Source organism: Aestuariibaculum marinum, from assembly GCF_014596975.1.
Classification (GTDB): Bacteria; Bacteroidota; Bacteroidia; order Flavobacteriales; family Flavobacteriaceae; genus Aestuariibaculum; species Aestuariibaculum marinum.
Genome location: NZ_JACVXD010000010.1, coordinates 30208 through 45631, shown reverse-complemented (window position 1 = coordinate 45631; position 15424 = coordinate 30208). Strand labels below are relative to the sequence as shown.

The 15424-nt window shown below is 36.3% G+C and carries 10 protein-coding genes and 3 pseudogenes; 4 read left to right on the top strand and 9 right to left on the bottom strand.

The window, feature by feature from the left end; translation table 11 throughout:
* Nucleotides 1–52: 52 nt before the first annotated feature.
* From pflA to ICJ85_RS13875, 3 genes are all read left to right on the top strand, one after another.
* Complete coding sequence (gene pflA, locus ICJ85_RS13885; RefSeq protein ID WP_194420856.1) at nt 53–808, top strand: pyruvate formate-lyase-activating protein; 756 nt, start codon at nt 53–55, stop codon at nt 806–808.
* 69 nt (nt 809–877) lie between these two features.
* On the top strand, nt 878–2380 hold the full coding sequence (locus ICJ85_RS13880; RefSeq protein ID WP_188224399.1) for a DUF3360 family protein: 1503 nt from the start codon (nt 878–880) through the stop codon (nt 2378–2380).
* 38 nt (nt 2381–2418) lie between these two features.
* Nucleotides 2419–3675 (top strand): L-lactate MFS transporter, encoded by a 1257-nt coding sequence (locus ICJ85_RS13875; protein WP_188224398.1) that lies wholly within the window; start codon nt 2419–2421, stop codon nt 3673–3675.
* A 69-nt stretch (nt 3676–3744) separates the two neighbouring features.
* Here the strand turns inward: ICJ85_RS13875 and purL are convergent, their stop codons facing one another.
* The 5 genes and pseudogenes from purL to ICJ85_RS13850 all read right to left on the bottom strand — a co-directional run bounded on the left by purL (nt 3745) and on the right by ICJ85_RS13850 (nt 10701).
* Nucleotides 3745–7407, bottom strand: coding sequence for a phosphoribosylformylglycinamidine synthase (gene purL, locus ICJ85_RS13870; RefSeq protein WP_188224449.1), 3663 nt, complete (start codon nt 7405–7407; stop codon nt 3745–3747).
* Nucleotides 7408–7523: 116 nt separating this feature from the next.
* A pseudogene (locus tag ICJ85_RS16590) lies at nt 7524–8384 on the bottom strand (fructosamine kinase family protein).
* 59 nt (nt 8385–8443) lie between these two features.
* Complete coding sequence (locus tag ICJ85_RS16470) at nt 8444–8788, bottom strand: T9SS type A sorting domain-containing protein (protein ID WP_394354423.1); 345 nt, start codon at nt 8786–8788, stop codon at nt 8444–8446.
* Nucleotides 8765–9433: pseudogene (locus ICJ85_RS13855) on the bottom strand (endonuclease); the annotation flags it as partial. The gene ICJ85_RS16470 and the pseudogene ICJ85_RS13855, both read right to left, overlap by 24 nt.
* A gap of 53 nt (nt 9434–9486) precedes the next feature.
* The gene (locus ICJ85_RS13850) at nt 9487–10701 is read right to left on the bottom strand and encodes an RsmB/NOP family class I SAM-dependent RNA methyltransferase (protein WP_188224395.1); all 1215 of its coding nucleotides are present in this window, start codon (nt 10699–10701) and stop codon (nt 9487–9489) included.
* A 106-nt stretch (nt 10702–10807) separates the two neighbouring features.
* Here ICJ85_RS13850 and ICJ85_RS13845 point away from each other — a divergent pair, with 106 nt between their 5' ends.
* Nucleotides 10808–11854 carry a WD40/YVTN/BNR-like repeat-containing protein gene (locus ICJ85_RS13845; protein ID WP_188224394.1) on the top strand — a complete coding sequence of 349 codons (1047 nt, stop codon included), beginning with the start codon at nt 10808–10810 and terminating at the stop codon, nt 11852–11854.
* A gap of 32 nt (nt 11855–11886) precedes the next feature.
* Here the strand turns inward: ICJ85_RS13845 and ICJ85_RS13840 are convergent, their stop codons facing one another.
* The 4 genes and pseudogenes from ICJ85_RS13840 to ICJ85_RS13825 all read right to left on the bottom strand — a co-directional run bounded on the left by ICJ85_RS13840 (nt 11887) and on the right by ICJ85_RS13825 (nt 15409).
* Nucleotides 11887–12333, bottom strand: a complete 447-nt coding sequence (locus ICJ85_RS13840) for a hypothetical protein (RefSeq protein ID WP_188224393.1) — start codon at nt 12331–12333, stop codon at nt 11887–11889.
* Nucleotides 12334–12342: 9 nt separating this feature from the next.
* Nucleotides 12343–12840 carry a hypothetical protein gene (locus tag ICJ85_RS13835; RefSeq protein WP_188224392.1) on the bottom strand — a complete coding sequence of 166 codons (498 nt, stop codon included), beginning with the start codon at nt 12838–12840 and terminating at the stop codon, nt 12343–12345.
* Nucleotides 12841–12870: 30 nt separating this feature from the next.
* Nucleotides 12871–13422: pseudogene (locus ICJ85_RS13830) on the bottom strand (RNA polymerase sigma factor).
* 160 nt (nt 13423–13582) lie between these two features.
* Nucleotides 13583–15409 carry an ABC transporter ATP-binding protein gene (locus ICJ85_RS13825; protein WP_188224391.1) on the bottom strand — a complete coding sequence of 609 codons (1827 nt, stop codon included), beginning with the start codon at nt 15407–15409 and terminating at the stop codon, nt 13583–13585.
* Between the last annotated feature and the right edge of the window lie 15 nt (nt 15410–15424).

Below are 15424 nucleotides of genomic sequence, written 5' to 3'. Positions count from 1 at the left end.
CTGGGAGAAAGCGTCGACAAAACACCTTTCTTTCAGGTATTCTTAAAAGGTTATGTCTCTACACTATCAAGATAATATATTAAATGTTCACTCTGTTGAATCCTTCGGAACTCATGATGGTCCAGGTATTCGTATGGTTGTATTTTTACAGGGCTGTAAATTAAAATGCCAATATTGCCATAACCCGGATACTATAGATACCCATGGTGGAGAGGAATATCACATTCAAGATTTGGTTCAAATGGCGCTAAAAGTAAAACCTTATTTTGGAAAAAAAGGTGGTGTTACGGTTTCGGGCGGAGAGCCATTATTGCAGTCTAAAGCTTTAATTCCTTTTTTTAAACGATTAAAGGAAGAAGGTATCCATACCAATATCGATACCAACGGACGCATCTTAAATCATTTTACAGAAGAATTACTTGATAGCTACGCCGATTTAGTGATGTTAGATATAAAACACATGACTGAAGAAGGATTTGAGGCATTAACAGGTGTAAAAAATAAAGAAACAACATTCAATTTCGCAAAGCATCGTGAAGCTTCAGGAAAACCAATGTGGTTAAGATATGTGCTTATTCCTGGTATAACCAACAAACCAGAGTTATTACAAGCACTTGGAGAATATTTCCAAAACTATAAAACCATTGAAAAAATTGAATTACAACCTTATCATAAATTAGGTATTCATAAATGGGAAGCCTTAGGATGGGAGTATGAATTAAAGGATGCCAGAGAAAACACTGAAGAAGAAATTGACGATGCCGTACGAGTATTACAAAATTATTTTAAAGAAGTGAAAGTGAATTAAAAAGCAATGTATTAGATATAACTAAACTTAGAATCAAATTAAACCAACTGACCCTTAATAATATTTCGAATGAAAACATATAAAGAAGCGCACAGACCGGCTTCAGATTTTGAAAGCCGATCTGAATATCTGGATCATGAATTACAAATCATGAAACCTAAACGATTCAGGCTTAATCTGCCAGGAAGAGATTTTAGATTTGAATGGGAAGATATTGTGCCGGCTTTAGCTGGAACCCTTGGTATTATTGCCATGTATTCCTCTGTAATGATGGCCTGGGCTAACGGTCTTTCTGAAGCATGGGATCATGTAACTTTAGGTAAAGAATTTGCCATTGAAGTATCGCGGGTAGAAATGATTATACCTGCGTTTTTATTTGTAATTCTGGCTTCCGGGTTTTTAAATCCAAGAGCTAACCTGGCCGGAAATCACGGTCCTATGATACCTTTAATTGCCAGTATTGCTTTGGCAGGCGCACACCCTTTGGCGTTAGCCATTTTAATTGGTGTTTTAGGACTCTTGCTTAGTGTTTTTAAGTTAGGTTCACGACTGGTGGATTTAACCAGTAAAGGCGTTGCCGGTGGATTACTCATCTTTTTAGGATTTACTGGAGCCATTAGTCAGATAAATTCAATTCAATCCTGGGGTATGGGACTAGAATCTGAAACCGTAACCGCAGGTTCTATGGGATTTTTAGGATTGGTTATTCTGGCGGTAACCGTTATTTTATATAGTTATTTAGCCCGAATAGATAAACGCTGGTTGGCTATACCTGCGGCGGCAGCGGCAGCTTTAGTCATAGCATTGATTAGCGGCGCAGGGTTCGACCTTCAGTTCACCACAGAAATGGGACTTCCTAATTTAAATCCTGCGTATTGGTGGGGTAGTACCGAAGAAGGCTGGATGCTTGGTTTACCTACTGCTCAGCATTTTATAGCCTCTTTACCTTTTGCTATTCTTGCCGTAGCGATGTGGTCTCCAGACTTTTTAGGACATCGTATTTTTCAGGAGATGAATTATCCTAAAAAAACAGAAAAAGTATTAATGGATGTCGACGATACCATGACGATGTGTTCGTTCCGTCAAATGGTTGGAACTGCTGTTGGTGGTGGAAATATTACATCTTCTTGGGGTACCTATATGATTCCGGCGGCGATTGCGAAAAGACCTATTCCGGCAGGTGCTATTTTACTAGGACTTATGGTGATGGCTGTTGCCTTTCTAGGAAGCCCGATGGATGTTGCTGTCTGGCCTCCGGTAAGATGTATAGCACTACTCGTTGGTGTGTTCTTGCCAATGATTGAAGCGGGTATACAAATGGTTAAAAAAAGTACCTGTGCTCAGGCCGCCGGGGTGTGTATTTTTACAGCTATGGTAACCAATCCGGTACTAGCATGGGCGTTAGCGATGTTTTTAGATAATAATGGTTTAATAGGTGATAAAGACAGACCTAAAAATTTATCGATAGCCGATAAGTTTGTCATACCATTAGCAATACTTGTAGTTTGTGTTTCTGCTGTATTTACAGTGGGGATGTTTAAGGGTATTTATGGTATTCAATCTTTTTTATAGGAAATGAAATGAACTAATCAGACTTAAACTAAACCAATATGAAAGAGCAAAAGTTAAAAAACAGATGGTTAATTGCAGCTTCTGCAGTAGGTATACATATTTCAATTGGATCTGTTTATGCTTACTCTGTAATGACTAACCCCGTTAAAGATATTTTTGATGTCGATGGAGGTGTTGTAAAATGGGCTTTTAAAATCGCAATTCTTTTATTAGGATTATCTGCGGCCTTTTTAGGTCGTTGGGTTGAAAAAGTTGGCCCAAAAGTTAGTGGAACAACGGCAGGAATTTTTTATGGAATCGGTATTCTGGGTTCAGGGGTGGCCGTACAACTTGAATCTTTAACCTTGTTTTATCTTTGTTACGGTGTTATTGGTGGTATAGGACTCGGGTTAGGGTATATTACTCCTGTAAGTACTTTGGTAAAATGGTTTCCAGACAGACGAGGTTTGGCAACAGGAATGGCTATTATGGGATTTGGTTTTTCAGCTTTAATCTTTGGGCCTATTATGCAGTCGTTATTTAATGCGGTGGGAGTGGCAAATGCTTTTTATATTTTAGGAATAATTTATATGATAATTATTCTATCATCTGCTCGATATATCGAGCGTCCTCCGGTAGGATATATGCCTGAGGGATATAAAGAGGGGGAAGGTAAAGTTATTAAAGCCGATATGGCAAATATAGATGCTAACGAAGCTTTAAAAACCAGACGATTCTATTATATCTGGGTAATGATGTTTATAAACATTTCATGTGGTATAGCCATAATTTCGGCAGCAAGTCCGATGATGCAGGAGAAATTAAATTATACACCAATGGAAGCTGCCGCAATTGTTGGATTGATAGGAGTGTTTAATGGACTTGGTAGATTATTATGGTCCAGTCTTTCAGATTATTTGGGAAGAGCTAATACTTATATTATCTTTTTCGTTTTTCAAATACTGGCATTTTATTTCCTGCCAAAAATATCTGTTGAGTTAACATTCTTAGTGATTTTATTTACTGTGATAACCATGTATGGTGGTGGTTTTTCAACCTTACCGGCATTTTTAGGTGATTTGTTTGGAACAAAACAGTTAGGAGCAATTCACGGTATGGTATTAACAGCATGGGCACTGGCCGGTGTTATAGGACCAACAATTTACGATGTGGTTAAATCGGCAACTGGGTCTTTAGATACAACCTTAGCCGTCTTTTCCGGATTGTTCGTAATAGCCTTTATTGTATCGCTATTAATGAAGCAATTGGTGGTTAAAGCACAACAGAAGAAAGAGAAAGAATTAGCTTTGGCTTAATTTATATTTATTGGGAAAAAAAACCTCTTCTTTTTAAAGAAGAGGTTTTTTTGTATTATGACTTTTGAATTACTTATTTTCAATCCATTCTCTGGCATTCACAAAAGCTTCAATCCAAGGCGATACTTCGTCTTGTCTGTTACTTTGGTAATGTGCCCAGTTCCATTGGAATGTAGAACGCTCAATGTGTGGCATCGTTACTAAGTGGCGACCTGTTGTATCACACATCATAGCAGTGTTGTAATCCGATCCATTTGGATTGTGTGGGTATTCTGCGTAAGCGTATTTACCAACAATGCTGTATTGGTCTTCAGATTTTGGTAAGTTAAATTTACCTTCACCATGAGAAATCCAAACCCCTAAAGTGCTTCCTGCTAAGCTAGAAAGCATTACCGAGTTGTTTTCCTGAATAGTTACCGAAGTAAACGAACTTTCGTGTTTATGAGAATCATTATGAACCATTTTACCATGAACATCATGCTCAGGGTTAATCAATTCTAATTCCATCCATAACTGACAACCGTTACAAATACCAACCGATAACGTATCTTCACGTTTAAAGAAGTTTTTAATCACTTCGTTCGCTTTTTCGTTGTATTTGATGGCTCCGGCCCAACCTTTAGCAGAACCTAAAACGTCAGAGTTAGAGAATCCACCAACAGCGCCTAAGAACTGAATGTCGTCAAGTGTTTCACGACCAGAAATTAAATCGGTCATGTGAACGTCTTTTACATCAAATCCAGCTAAGTACATCGCATTTGCCATTTCACGCTCAGAGTTACTTCCTTTTTCACGTAAAATCGCTGCTTTCGGTCTTGGCTTACTAGCATCAATTACAGGAAGTTTCCCTGTAAAGTGACTTGGGAAGGTGTACTGTAATGGTTGATTTTTATAATTGTCGTAACGGTCTTGCGCTAAACCGTTAGCGGTTTGTTTTTGATCTAATAAGAACGATGTTTTGTACCACATATCTCTTAATTTAGAGATGGTCATAGTAAATACATCAGTATTATTAATCACGCTTAGCGTGTCGCTTTCTGTTACTTTACCAATGTTGAAGAAATCAATATTAGCAGCAGATAAAATAGATTCGATTGAAGCGTCTTTAGACTGAATCACTAAACCTGCATTTTCAGCGAATAACACTTTAAATGAATCGTTTTCAGCTAAAGCCGTGATATCTAATTCAGCACCTAAATTGTTATCAGCAAAACATAATTCTAATAACGTCGTGATTAAACCACCTGAAGCCACATCATGTCCAGCAACAATTTGTCCGTCAAGAATTAATTGTTGAATCGTGTTGAATATGGTCTTAACGTAAGCTGCAGATTGAACATTCGGTGTGTCGTTACCAATTTTGTTAACCACTTGCGCAAATGAACTACCACCTAATTTAAAGCTATCTTGAGATAGGTTGATGTAATACACATCGCCAGCACCTTTTTGGAATACAGGCTCAACCACTTTATTAATATCAATACAGTTGGCTGCAGCCGAAATAATTACCGTACCAGGAGCAATAACCTCTTCATTAGGGTATTTTTGCTTCATGGATAAGGAATCTTTTCCGGTAGGTACGTTGATGCCTAAATCGATAGCGAATTCCGAAACGGCTTCAACAGCTTCGTATAAACGCGCATCTTCACCTTCATTTTTACAAGGCCACATCCAGTTTGCCGATAACGATACATTTTGTAATCCGTCTTTTAACGGCGCCCAAATAATGTTGGTTAAAGCTTCAGTAATCGAGTTTCTACTTCCAGCAACCGGATTGATTAATCCAGAAATAGGCGAGTGCCCGATAGAGGTGGCGATACCTTCTTTTCCTTTGTAATCTAAGGCCATTACACCAACATTGTTTAAAGGAATTTGTAATGGTCCAACACATTGTTGTTTGGCTACTTTTCCACCAACACAACGGTCTACTTTATTGGTTAACCAGTCTTTAGAAGCTACAGCTTCTAATTGTAGTAACTGATCTAAATAATCGTAGAAGTTTTCGTTGTTATAAGCAACATCGGCGTAATTGCGAGCTACTTTTTTATCGTACATGAATGTTTTTGGAGAACTTCCGAACATATCATCCATGGCTAAATCCATTGGTTTGTGTCCGTTGGTTTTAGACTCAAATGTGAAACGGTGATTACCAGTAACGTCTCCAACGGTGTACATTGGTGAGCGTTCACGATCGGCAATTTTTTGTAATGTTTCAATATGTTTTTCGGCAATCACTAATCCCATACGTTCCTGAGATTCGTTACCGATGATTTCTTTATCAGATAAGGTTGGATCACCAACAGGTAATTTATCTAAATCGATGTGTCCACCAGTTTCTTCAACTAATTCCGATAAACAGTTTAAGTGTCCACCAGCACCGTGATCGTGGATAGAAACAATGTAGTTTTCATCACTTTCAACCATACCACGAACTGCATTAGCAGCACGTTTTTGCATTTCAGGATTCGAACGCTGTACCGCGTTTAACTCGATACCTGATTCAAATTCTCCAGTATCAGCCGATGATACCGCAGCACCACCCATACCGATACGGTAGTTTTCACCACCAAGGATAACCACTTTGTCGCCGGTTTTAGGGGTATCTTTTAAAGCTTGTTCAGCTTTACCGTATCCAATACCTCCAGCTTGCATAATCACTTTATCGAAACCTAATTTTCTGGCATCTTCTTCGTGCTCGAATGTTAACAAAGAACCACAGATTAACGGCTGACCAAATTTGTTACCAAAATCTGAAGCACCATTAGAGGCTTTGATTAAGATATCCATTGGTGTTTGGTATAACCATTTGCGCTCGTCCATAGCTTGTTCCCATGGGCGGTTTTCTTCCAAACGCGAATACGACGTCATATAAACCGCAGTACCAGCTAAAGGTAACGAGCCTTTACCACCAGCTAAACGATCACGAATTTCTCCTCCCGATCCTGTTGCAGCACCGTTGAATGGCTCTACGGTGGTAGGGAAGTTGTGCGTTTCCGCTTTCAATGAAATAACAGATTCGAATTCTTTAGTTTCGTAAAAATCTGGTTTATCAGCTGTTTTAGGAGCGAATTGCTCAACAACAGGTCCCTTTACAAAAGCAACATTGTCTTTATATGCTGAAACGATATCGTTAGGATTGGTTTCCGACGTTTTACGAATCATTTTGAATAATGATGTCGGTTTTTCTTCACCATCAATAACAAATGTTCCATTGAAAATTTTGTGACGACAATGCTCACTGTTTACTTGAGAGAAACCGAATACTTCAGAATCGGTTAGCGGGCGACCAATTTTTTCAGAAACACCTTCTAAGTAGGCTACTTCTTCATCACTTAAAGAAAGCCCTTCCTGAATGTTGTAAGCCGCAATATCTTCAATATCCAGAATAGGTTCTGGCTTGATATCTATTGTGAATGATTCTTGATTTAATCCGTTGAATTTTTCAGAAATCATCGGGTCATACCCTTTGAAATCTTCAGAAACAGCTTCGAATTCCTCAATTCGAATGATGTCTTCAATACCCATATTTTGAGTAATTTCAACAGCGTTGGTACTCCAAGGCGTAATCATAGCCGCACGTGGTCCAACAAAAAAAGCATCTAGCGATGCTTGCTCTATTTTTGGCTGATTGCCAAATAACCATGTTAATTTTGCAATGGTTTCGGTTGATAATTCTTTTGTTGTTTGAACGGCAAAAACTTTACCGGTTACGTTTCCAAAGAAATGAATCATTTTAGATGTATTATTGTTGTCATTTAGAAAATGCAAAAATACACTTTTTTAGTCATTTACGAGGCTTTTTTTATGAAAGCATTTTCGAATAATCTACACTGTGATTTTCAGGTCTTTTAAAAGTATTTTTTTAGTAAATTAATTACTGAGGGGTAGTAGCTTTTTCCGAACAAATTAAGGTGAATTAAGAGGTAATACAATTGGTAAATCTCTATACGATATGGTGTAAGTTCATCAGCTGGAATGCTTTCGTGATATGCTTTGTAGAAATCTTCAGAGAGTCCACCAAAGAGTTTAGTCATGGCAATATCTACTTCCGAATGTCCGAAATACATTGCCGGATCGATAAGAAAAGGCGAGTCGTTTTCTGAAATTAAATAATTACCACTCCATAAATCGCCATGCAAAAGTGAAGGTGTTATGTTTTGAAAAAAGGGAGTCAGTTTTTTAATCATAAGTCCTTTGCAAGGACAATCCGATGCGGAGAGCAGTTGTTTTTGAATAGCCAATTGTAATTGAGGAAACAGTCACTCATTAACATAAAACGTATTCCAGGAGTCGGTGGGTGTGTTTGACTGACTGAGGCTTCCAATGAAATTATCTTGTTGTAAACCAAAATAGGAATTGGTGTTTTGATGAAGTGCCGCGAGTTGCTTTCCTAAAGTTTTAAAATCTTCTACTGAAGGGGATTTACTTTCAATAAATTCCAGAAGTAAATAAGATGTGTTCTCGAATGTTGAACAATCAATAATGTTTGGTGTGGCAATTGTATTCGTTTTAGCTATGGTTTCAAGAGCTTCAGCTTCGTTTTGAAACATATGCAAAGCATTGGAAGCTGTATTTGTTTTAAGAAAGTAACTTTGGTTAGAAGTTATGATTTTATAAGCTGAAGAAATATCTCCTCCAGAAACAGCATGTATCGATTCAATGTATTCATTGATTACGGTTGAAATATGAAAAATAAATTCTTCAGTCATACCATAAAAATAAAAAAGACCATCGATAAGATGGTCTTTCAAGTTGATGAATTTAGAATTTATTGTTTTATCAGTTTCTTCGTAATAGTGCCGGAATCTGAACTTAATTTCATTAAATAAACGCCTCTAGTGAGTTGGCTGATATCAATTTTTTTAGTATTAACATTTAGGTGTTGTTTTAGAACTTCTTTGCCTAAAACATTATAGATTATTGCATCTAATTCTTGCGTGGCAGATATGAAAACGAAGCGTTCTTTAACCGGGTTTGGGAAAACTGTTAAGTCAAGAGGAGAAGCGGTGTTAGTTGAAAGGTTACCATCCCATCTATTTTCAGCTGTTGTGCCACCCCATATAACAGTCGCGAGATATGGGTTGTCTATAAAAGGGTTTCGGTTACCTTGCACTGCACTAATCACACTATTTCTATGATTTTCAAAAGAAGAAACAGGATCTTCAGCGTTCCATTGTAAAAATAAGTTAAGCGTTCCAACGTCCTCAAATGGTTCGTTATATCTTAAATTGATATACATAATCATTCTGGCTACATCGCCTTTCCATTCATCTCCTGGATACCAGGAATTCGTGTAGGAAGTATAACTTCAAGAACCACTGCTAAAAGGCTTGTTGGCACGGTTGGAATTTATGTTTATATCGCAGGATCTTAGATGATATAAATCGCCTTCAGCATTACCGTTATCTAATAATGACCTAGGGTAGATGTGTTCCGTGTTAAAAGTTTGAGGCATGTTTGGATTATTGACTGATAAATATTCTAATTTTGATCTGCTTTCTCCAGAATAAACCAAAATAACATTGTTAGAGTTGCTTAAGTCTTCATCCGCATCATAAAGGTAATCGTGTCTATCTGAATAGGAAAGAAAGGTGGTATGCTTGGCAATTGTAGCTATCGCTAAGTCATCATACAAAGCATTACCTGTTAAACTAAAGTCTACATCACTGTAATAAGCTTGTAGTTCCGATGGAGGTGTTAACTGAGCAAAAGCAAAAGTTGAAAGGAGGAAGGAAAAAAACAAGTAAAGCTGTTTCATCTGAATCAATTTATAGGTGCTTGATGGTCAGATGAAACAGTATATGTTTTGAATTAGGCTTTCTTTTCTAAAAGCGCCATATAAAATCCATCGTAACCAGATTTGTGCGATAATACTTTATCGTCTTTTACAAATATAAAGTCTTTTCCGGATTCTGATGTTAAGAATTTTTCAACTTGTTGTTGATTTTCAGAAGGTAATACCGAGCAAGTCGCATAAACTAACTTTCCACCAGGTTTAACCATTCTTGAATATTGTTGCAAAATGTCTTGCTGCGTAGTTTTAATTTTTTCTAAAAAACTTTCTTCCAGTTTCCATTTAGAATCAGGGTTTCTTCTCAGGACACCTAAACCAGAACAAGGCGCATCAATTAACACGCGATCGGCTTTATCGTAAAGTTTTTTAATCACTTTGGTAGAGTCGATAGCACGCGTTTCAATATTATGAGCACCATTACGCTTGGCACGACGCTTTAGCTCATGTAGTTTGTTAGCATAGATATCCATTGCAATAATTTGTCCTTTGTTTTCCATTAAAGAAGCAATATGCAAAGTTTTACCACCAGCACCTGCGCAAGTGTCTACAACACGCATCCCTGGTTTTACATCTAAGAAATCGGCCACTTTTTGAGACGATGCATCCTGAACTTCAAAAAGTCCGTTTTTAAATGCTTCAGTAGAAAATACATTTGCACGGTCCTTTAATTTTAAAGCGTATGGATAATTGGCTAAAAATTCGGTTTCAATATCGTTATCAAATAATTCGGCCTGAAGTTTTTCTTTGGTTGTTTTTAAGGTATTTACCCTTAAAATAACATCGGCTTGTTCGTTTAAAGCTTCAATTTCTTTAGTCCAAACTGCGGCACCTAATTCTTTTTCCCCTAAGTTGTCAATCCAGTCAGGAATAGCTTCTTTGAATTTTCTAATTTTAGATAATTCATCGAAACGTCCTTTAATTTTGCGTGTTGGTGTGTTTTCAAAATATTTCCAATCGGGTAATTTAATACCTTTCAGGGTTGCCCATACAGCAAACATACGCCACAGGTTATCTCTGTCAAACGGTTCTTTAACTTCAGCAATTTCAGCGTAAAGTCGTTTCCATCGTACAATATCATAAGTAGTTTCAGCCACAAAAGCACGGTCACGGCTACCCCAGCGTTTGTCGCGCTTTAAAAGCTGTTGAATTACTTTATCGGCATATTTCCCTTCGTTAAAGATTAGGGTTAAACCATCTATAACTGCAAAGCATAAATTTCTGTGTAATCGCATTGTATATAAAATATGAGGCTGCAAAGGTACATTTAAAAGTTAATTTGTTTATAGCTTTAAGTTTTTATTTATATAGCTTTTATACTTTTAGCAAAAATTAAGACTTATGAAATACTTGTTAATTACCTTTTTATTGGTAATATCTTTATGTTCTTGTGAGCAAAAAGCTGAGTTTATTGCAAGAGATTTTAAATCTGTAGATGTTGAAACGATTCTGGAGGATTCGTTGTTAAGCATTCGAGCGATTGAAATTTTAAATGATAAAAGTCTGGCTTTTGCTGGAAACAATGGGACTTTCGGATTGTATAACCCGAATACAAAAATGTGGCAGACTTCTGTTCAGCAATACGATTCTTTAAATCTTCATTTTAGAGCCGTAGCACATACAGCAACCGATTTTTTTATGTTAAGTATTGAAAATCCTGCATTGCTTTATAAGACGGGAGATGATGGAAGAATGCAATTGGTATACAAAGAAACAACCGAAGGTGTGTTTTATGATGCTATGACCTTTTGGAATAACGCCGAAGGCATAGCTGTTGGAGATAGTACAAAAGGATGCCTGTCTATTATAATTACCCGAGATGGTGGACAGACATGGAATAAAGTTTCATGTGAGGAGCTTCCTCAAGCTGAAGACGGTGAGGGTGCTTTTGCAGCGAGTAATACTAATATTGCAGTAAATGGTAACAAAGCCTGGGTAGCAACCACCCATGGTAATATCTATTTTACGACAGATAAAGGTGAGACCTGGGCGGTAACAAAAACACCTGCAATTCAGGATGCTGAAGCCGAAGGGATATATTCAATTACTTTTTATGATGAAAATGTAGGCTATGCTATTGGAGGTGATTTTACAAAACCAGATGCTAATAAAGCTAATAAAATAAAAACGGTTGATGGTGGTAAAACCTGGAGTATTGTAGCTGATGAGCAAGTGCCGGGTTATAGGAGTTGTGTGCAGTTTTTACCAAAACGAGAAGGAAAAGAATTGGTTACTGTTGGCTTTAAAGGTATAGATTATAGTAAAGACGGAGGTGAATCATGGGTGCATTTAAGTGATGAGAGTTTTTATACTATTCGATTTATAAACGATTCAATAGCTTATGCAGGAGGCGCTAAGCGTATTGCGAAACTAACATTTAAGGAATAAAAAAAGGAGCTTTTAAAAGCTCCTTTTTTTATTTATTGTTTTTTTGACTTTAATTTCTTTTCTAAATAGCTGTCAAAGAGACGTTTTTTAAATTCTTTCTCAGCGCCTTTTAGCAATAAAACCTTTTTGGGTGATAAAAATTTAAGAAGATCTCGATCTAATTTATCATCAGCATCTAATCGTTTTCTTTCGCAGGCGCTTAAACTCTCAAGTAATTCTTTTGCCTTTTCGTTGGATAAATCTTTAGTGTTCTTTTTTATTTTGTACTGAATTCCGTGTATTTCATTTCTTAGTTTCGATGACACTTCTTCATGCTTGTTATAAATAGGCCAGAACTTTTCAGCTTCATCAGGGCTTAAATTTAAGCGTTCTGATATAAACGGAATTTTAAGTTCTTTAAATTTATCACCATGGCCTTGTGCAAAAACACTTGCTGAAATAAAAAGAATCAATATGGGGAGGATTAATTTTTTCATCATAACAAACTTTTAATTAGTCATCATACCCTCAAGGTCTACATCAGAAAGAATGTAGTCTTCAAAGGTTGTTTCATCAATTTTTACTTCTTTAAAATTTTCTTTGGCCAGGTCTTCTGCTGTTAATGTTGATGCTATTTCGTATAAATCGATATCTTCATTTAAAAGATAACTTTCTACCGTTTCATTGTCTACACCATCTAACATAGGTTTGGTGTTTTGAATAGAAAGCGTAAATAATAAGGTAATGGCTGCAGCAATACTTGAAGCGTAAAGTAGATTTTTTCTGCTAAACAACGGAATGACCTTAGCTGTTTCTTTTTCTGAAACCTGACTAAGTATGTTGTCTTCCAGCGTATTTAAATAATTTTCAGGCATTGTAAAACCAGAAGAATCTGCCGATGCTTTAAGTTTGGATTGAGTAAACAGCCTGTCTTCTAAAGTGTCGAAGTAATTCTCAGGGACTTTAAATCCTGAATTATTGATATTATGTAATTTTTCCTGACTCATATAAGTAAGACTTTATTTTTTTCTAAAGGTTTAATCTTTAGTTAAATAAGCTTCTATTTTTTTTGTTGCAATATGATACGATGCTTTTAAGGCTCCCTCACTGGTTTCTAGTATTTCCGACATATACTTGAATTTTTAATCCTGAAAATACTTCATATTAAAAACCAATTGTTGTTTTTCTGGTAAGGTAGCTATAGCTTTTTGTAATTTAAGCTGAATGGCATCACCTTCAAAATACACATCGGATGTTAAATTATTGATAGCTAATTGCTGTACCTCCTCGTTAGTGGTTTGCAATCGCTTAGCATTTTTATTAATAAATGTAATAGACTCGTTAGTAGCTATACGATACATCCAAGAGAATAGTTTACTATCTCCTTTAAAATTATGAATATTTTTATAAATCTTAATAAAAGTATTTTGTAAAACGTCGTCTGCATCGTCGTGATATTTAACTATATTACGGATATGCCAATACAAGCGCTCTTTGTACAGCGTTATAAGGTGTCTAAAAGCTTCTTCTTTTTCTGAATCAGATTTTAGTTGCTCTATTAATAAATCTTCGTCAATCACAAAATGCATTAAAAATTAGACCTATAAAATTACAGAAAGTTTAATGCCTTGATTATAAAAATAAGTTAAAATGAATTGGGTAAGTTTCTTTAAATCTAACATTGAATAAAAAAAAGGATAGAAACCCAAGTCTCTATCCTTTTTTGTTAATATTATCAAAGATGTATCTTTATTCAAAACTTTGCATTTCGACAAGTTTTTGATAAACACCTTGTTTTGCTATCAGCTGGGCATGCTTGCCTTTTTCTACAATTTCACCTTTACTCATAACCACAATATTATCTGCATTTTGAATGGTAGATAAACGGTGCGCTATAACAATAGACGTTTTATTTTTCATCATGTTGTTTAAAGCGACTTGCACCAAGCGCTCGCTCTCGGTATCTAAAGCAGAAGTTGCTTCGTCTAATACCATAATAGGAGGGCTCTTTAGCACAGCACGAGCAATACTTAGTCGTTGTTTTTGCCCGCCAGATAATTTATTACCCGAATCACCAATATTAGTATCAATACCTTCAGGTAATTCTTTAACAAATTCCCAGGCATTGGCCACTTTTAAAGCATCGATAATAGCTTCGTCTGAAGCATTGTCTTTACCTAACTTAAGATTGTTTTTAATGCTGTCATTAAACAGAATGGCATCTTGAGTAACTATGCCTAATTGGTTGCGTAGCGAATATGTCGTCAGCTCACGAATATCGATACCGTCAATTAAAATGCGCCCTTCGTTTACATCATAAAAACGAGTAACCAAGTTGGCAATAGTAGATTTTCCACTTCCAGACTGTCCAACTAAAGCCACTGTTTCTCCTTTAGGAATGGTTAACGAAAAGTTTTTAAGCACATAATCTTTGTCGTATTTAAAAGATACGTTTTCGAATACGATTTCGGCATCAAAACCTGTTTTTACAAGTGCATTTTCTTTGTCTTTTAAAGGGTTAGGAGCGTCGACAATTTCCTGAATACGTTCCGCAGCAGCATCTCCTTGTTTAATGTTGTACAAACCACGAGAAATGGCTTTGGCCGGAACCATAATATTATAAGCTAAACCAATATAAGCAATGAAAGAACTTCCGTCTAAAGAACCATCAACAAGTACTAATTGCCCTCCGTACCATAAAAGGACAGAAATAACAAGGATTCCTAAAAATTCACTTGTTGGTGACGCTAAGTTTTGACGATTTAAAAGTTTGTTTGAAAAGTTGAAAAATCGGTTGGTTGAATTTTGGAATCTGTCGTTAAACTTGTCTTCTGCGTTAAAGCCTTTAATAATGCGTAAACCAGTTAAGGTTTCTTCTAAGGTTGACAGAAGAACGCCTTGTTCTTTTTGAACGCGGTCTGATTTTCGTTTCAAACTTCTACCAATACGAGAGATAATTAAACCTGATAACGGAATGAAAACGAAAACAAAAAGTGTTAGTTTAGCACTAATGATTAACATCATTGTTATCGTGAAAATAATCATTAAAGGCTCTCTGAAAATTAGTTCTAACGCTGGCAGCATAGAATATTGTAAGGTGGCTACATCCTGAGTAACGCGAGCCATAATATCACCTTTGCGCTGCTCTGAAAAGTAAGATAAAGGTAGCTCTACCGTTCTTTCATACACTTTGTTTCTTAAGTCACGAACCACACCATTCCTTAAAAACACCATGAAGTAATTGGCTAAATAACCAAAGATGTTTTTAAGTAAGAATAAAATAATGATAAGACCAACAACAAGCAATAATGCTTTTTGAGGGGCGCTTTCTGCATATTGATTAACCTGATATGCCAAATAGTCTTTATAAAAGTCTTTAAGGTGACCGATGCCTTCGTATACAGGGGCTTCTGTTATTTTTTTAGAATTTTTTTCGAATAGAATATCTAACATAGGAATCAGTGCTACGAAAGATAAAGCTCCGAAAAGGGCATAAAATATATTAGAGATAATGTGACCAATAGCATAGCTTTTATAAGGCTTTGCATATTGTAAAATGTTGAAAAATTGCTTCATTTAAAAAGGTCTGTT

Bases quoted from the DNA above. Each gene is read 5' to 3' on its own strand.
- ICJ85_RS13875 (WP_188224398.1), top strand. From the start codon at position 2,419: ATGAAAGAGCAAAAGTTAAAAAACAGATGGTTAATTGCAGCTTCTGCA.
- ICJ85_RS13850 (WP_188224395.1), bottom strand. From the start codon at position 10,701: ATGCGATTACACAGAAATTTATGCTTTGCAGTTATAGATGGTTTAACC.
- ICJ85_RS13835 (WP_188224392.1), bottom strand. From the start codon at position 12,840: ATGAGTCAGGAAAAATTACATAATATCAATAATTCAGGATTTAAAGTC.
- purL (WP_188224449.1), bottom strand. From the start codon at position 7,407: ATGATTCATTTCTTTGGAAACGTAACCGGTAAAGTTTTTGCCGTTCAA.
- pflA (WP_194420856.1), top strand. From the start codon at position 53: ATGTCTCTACACTATCAAGATAATATATTAAATGTTCACTCTGTTGAA.
- ICJ85_RS13840 (WP_188224393.1), bottom strand. From the start codon at position 12,333: ATGATGAAAAAATTAATCCTCCCCATATTGATTCTTTTTATTTCAGCA.
- ICJ85_RS13880 (WP_188224399.1), top strand. From the start codon at position 878: ATGAAAACATATAAAGAAGCGCACAGACCGGCTTCAGATTTTGAAAGC.
- ICJ85_RS13825 (WP_188224391.1), bottom strand. From the start codon at position 15,409: ATGAAGCAATTTTTCAACATTTTACAATATGCAAAGCCTTATAAAAGC.
- ICJ85_RS13845 (WP_188224394.1), top strand. From the start codon at position 10,808: ATGAAATACTTGTTAATTACCTTTTTATTGGTAATATCTTTATGTTCT.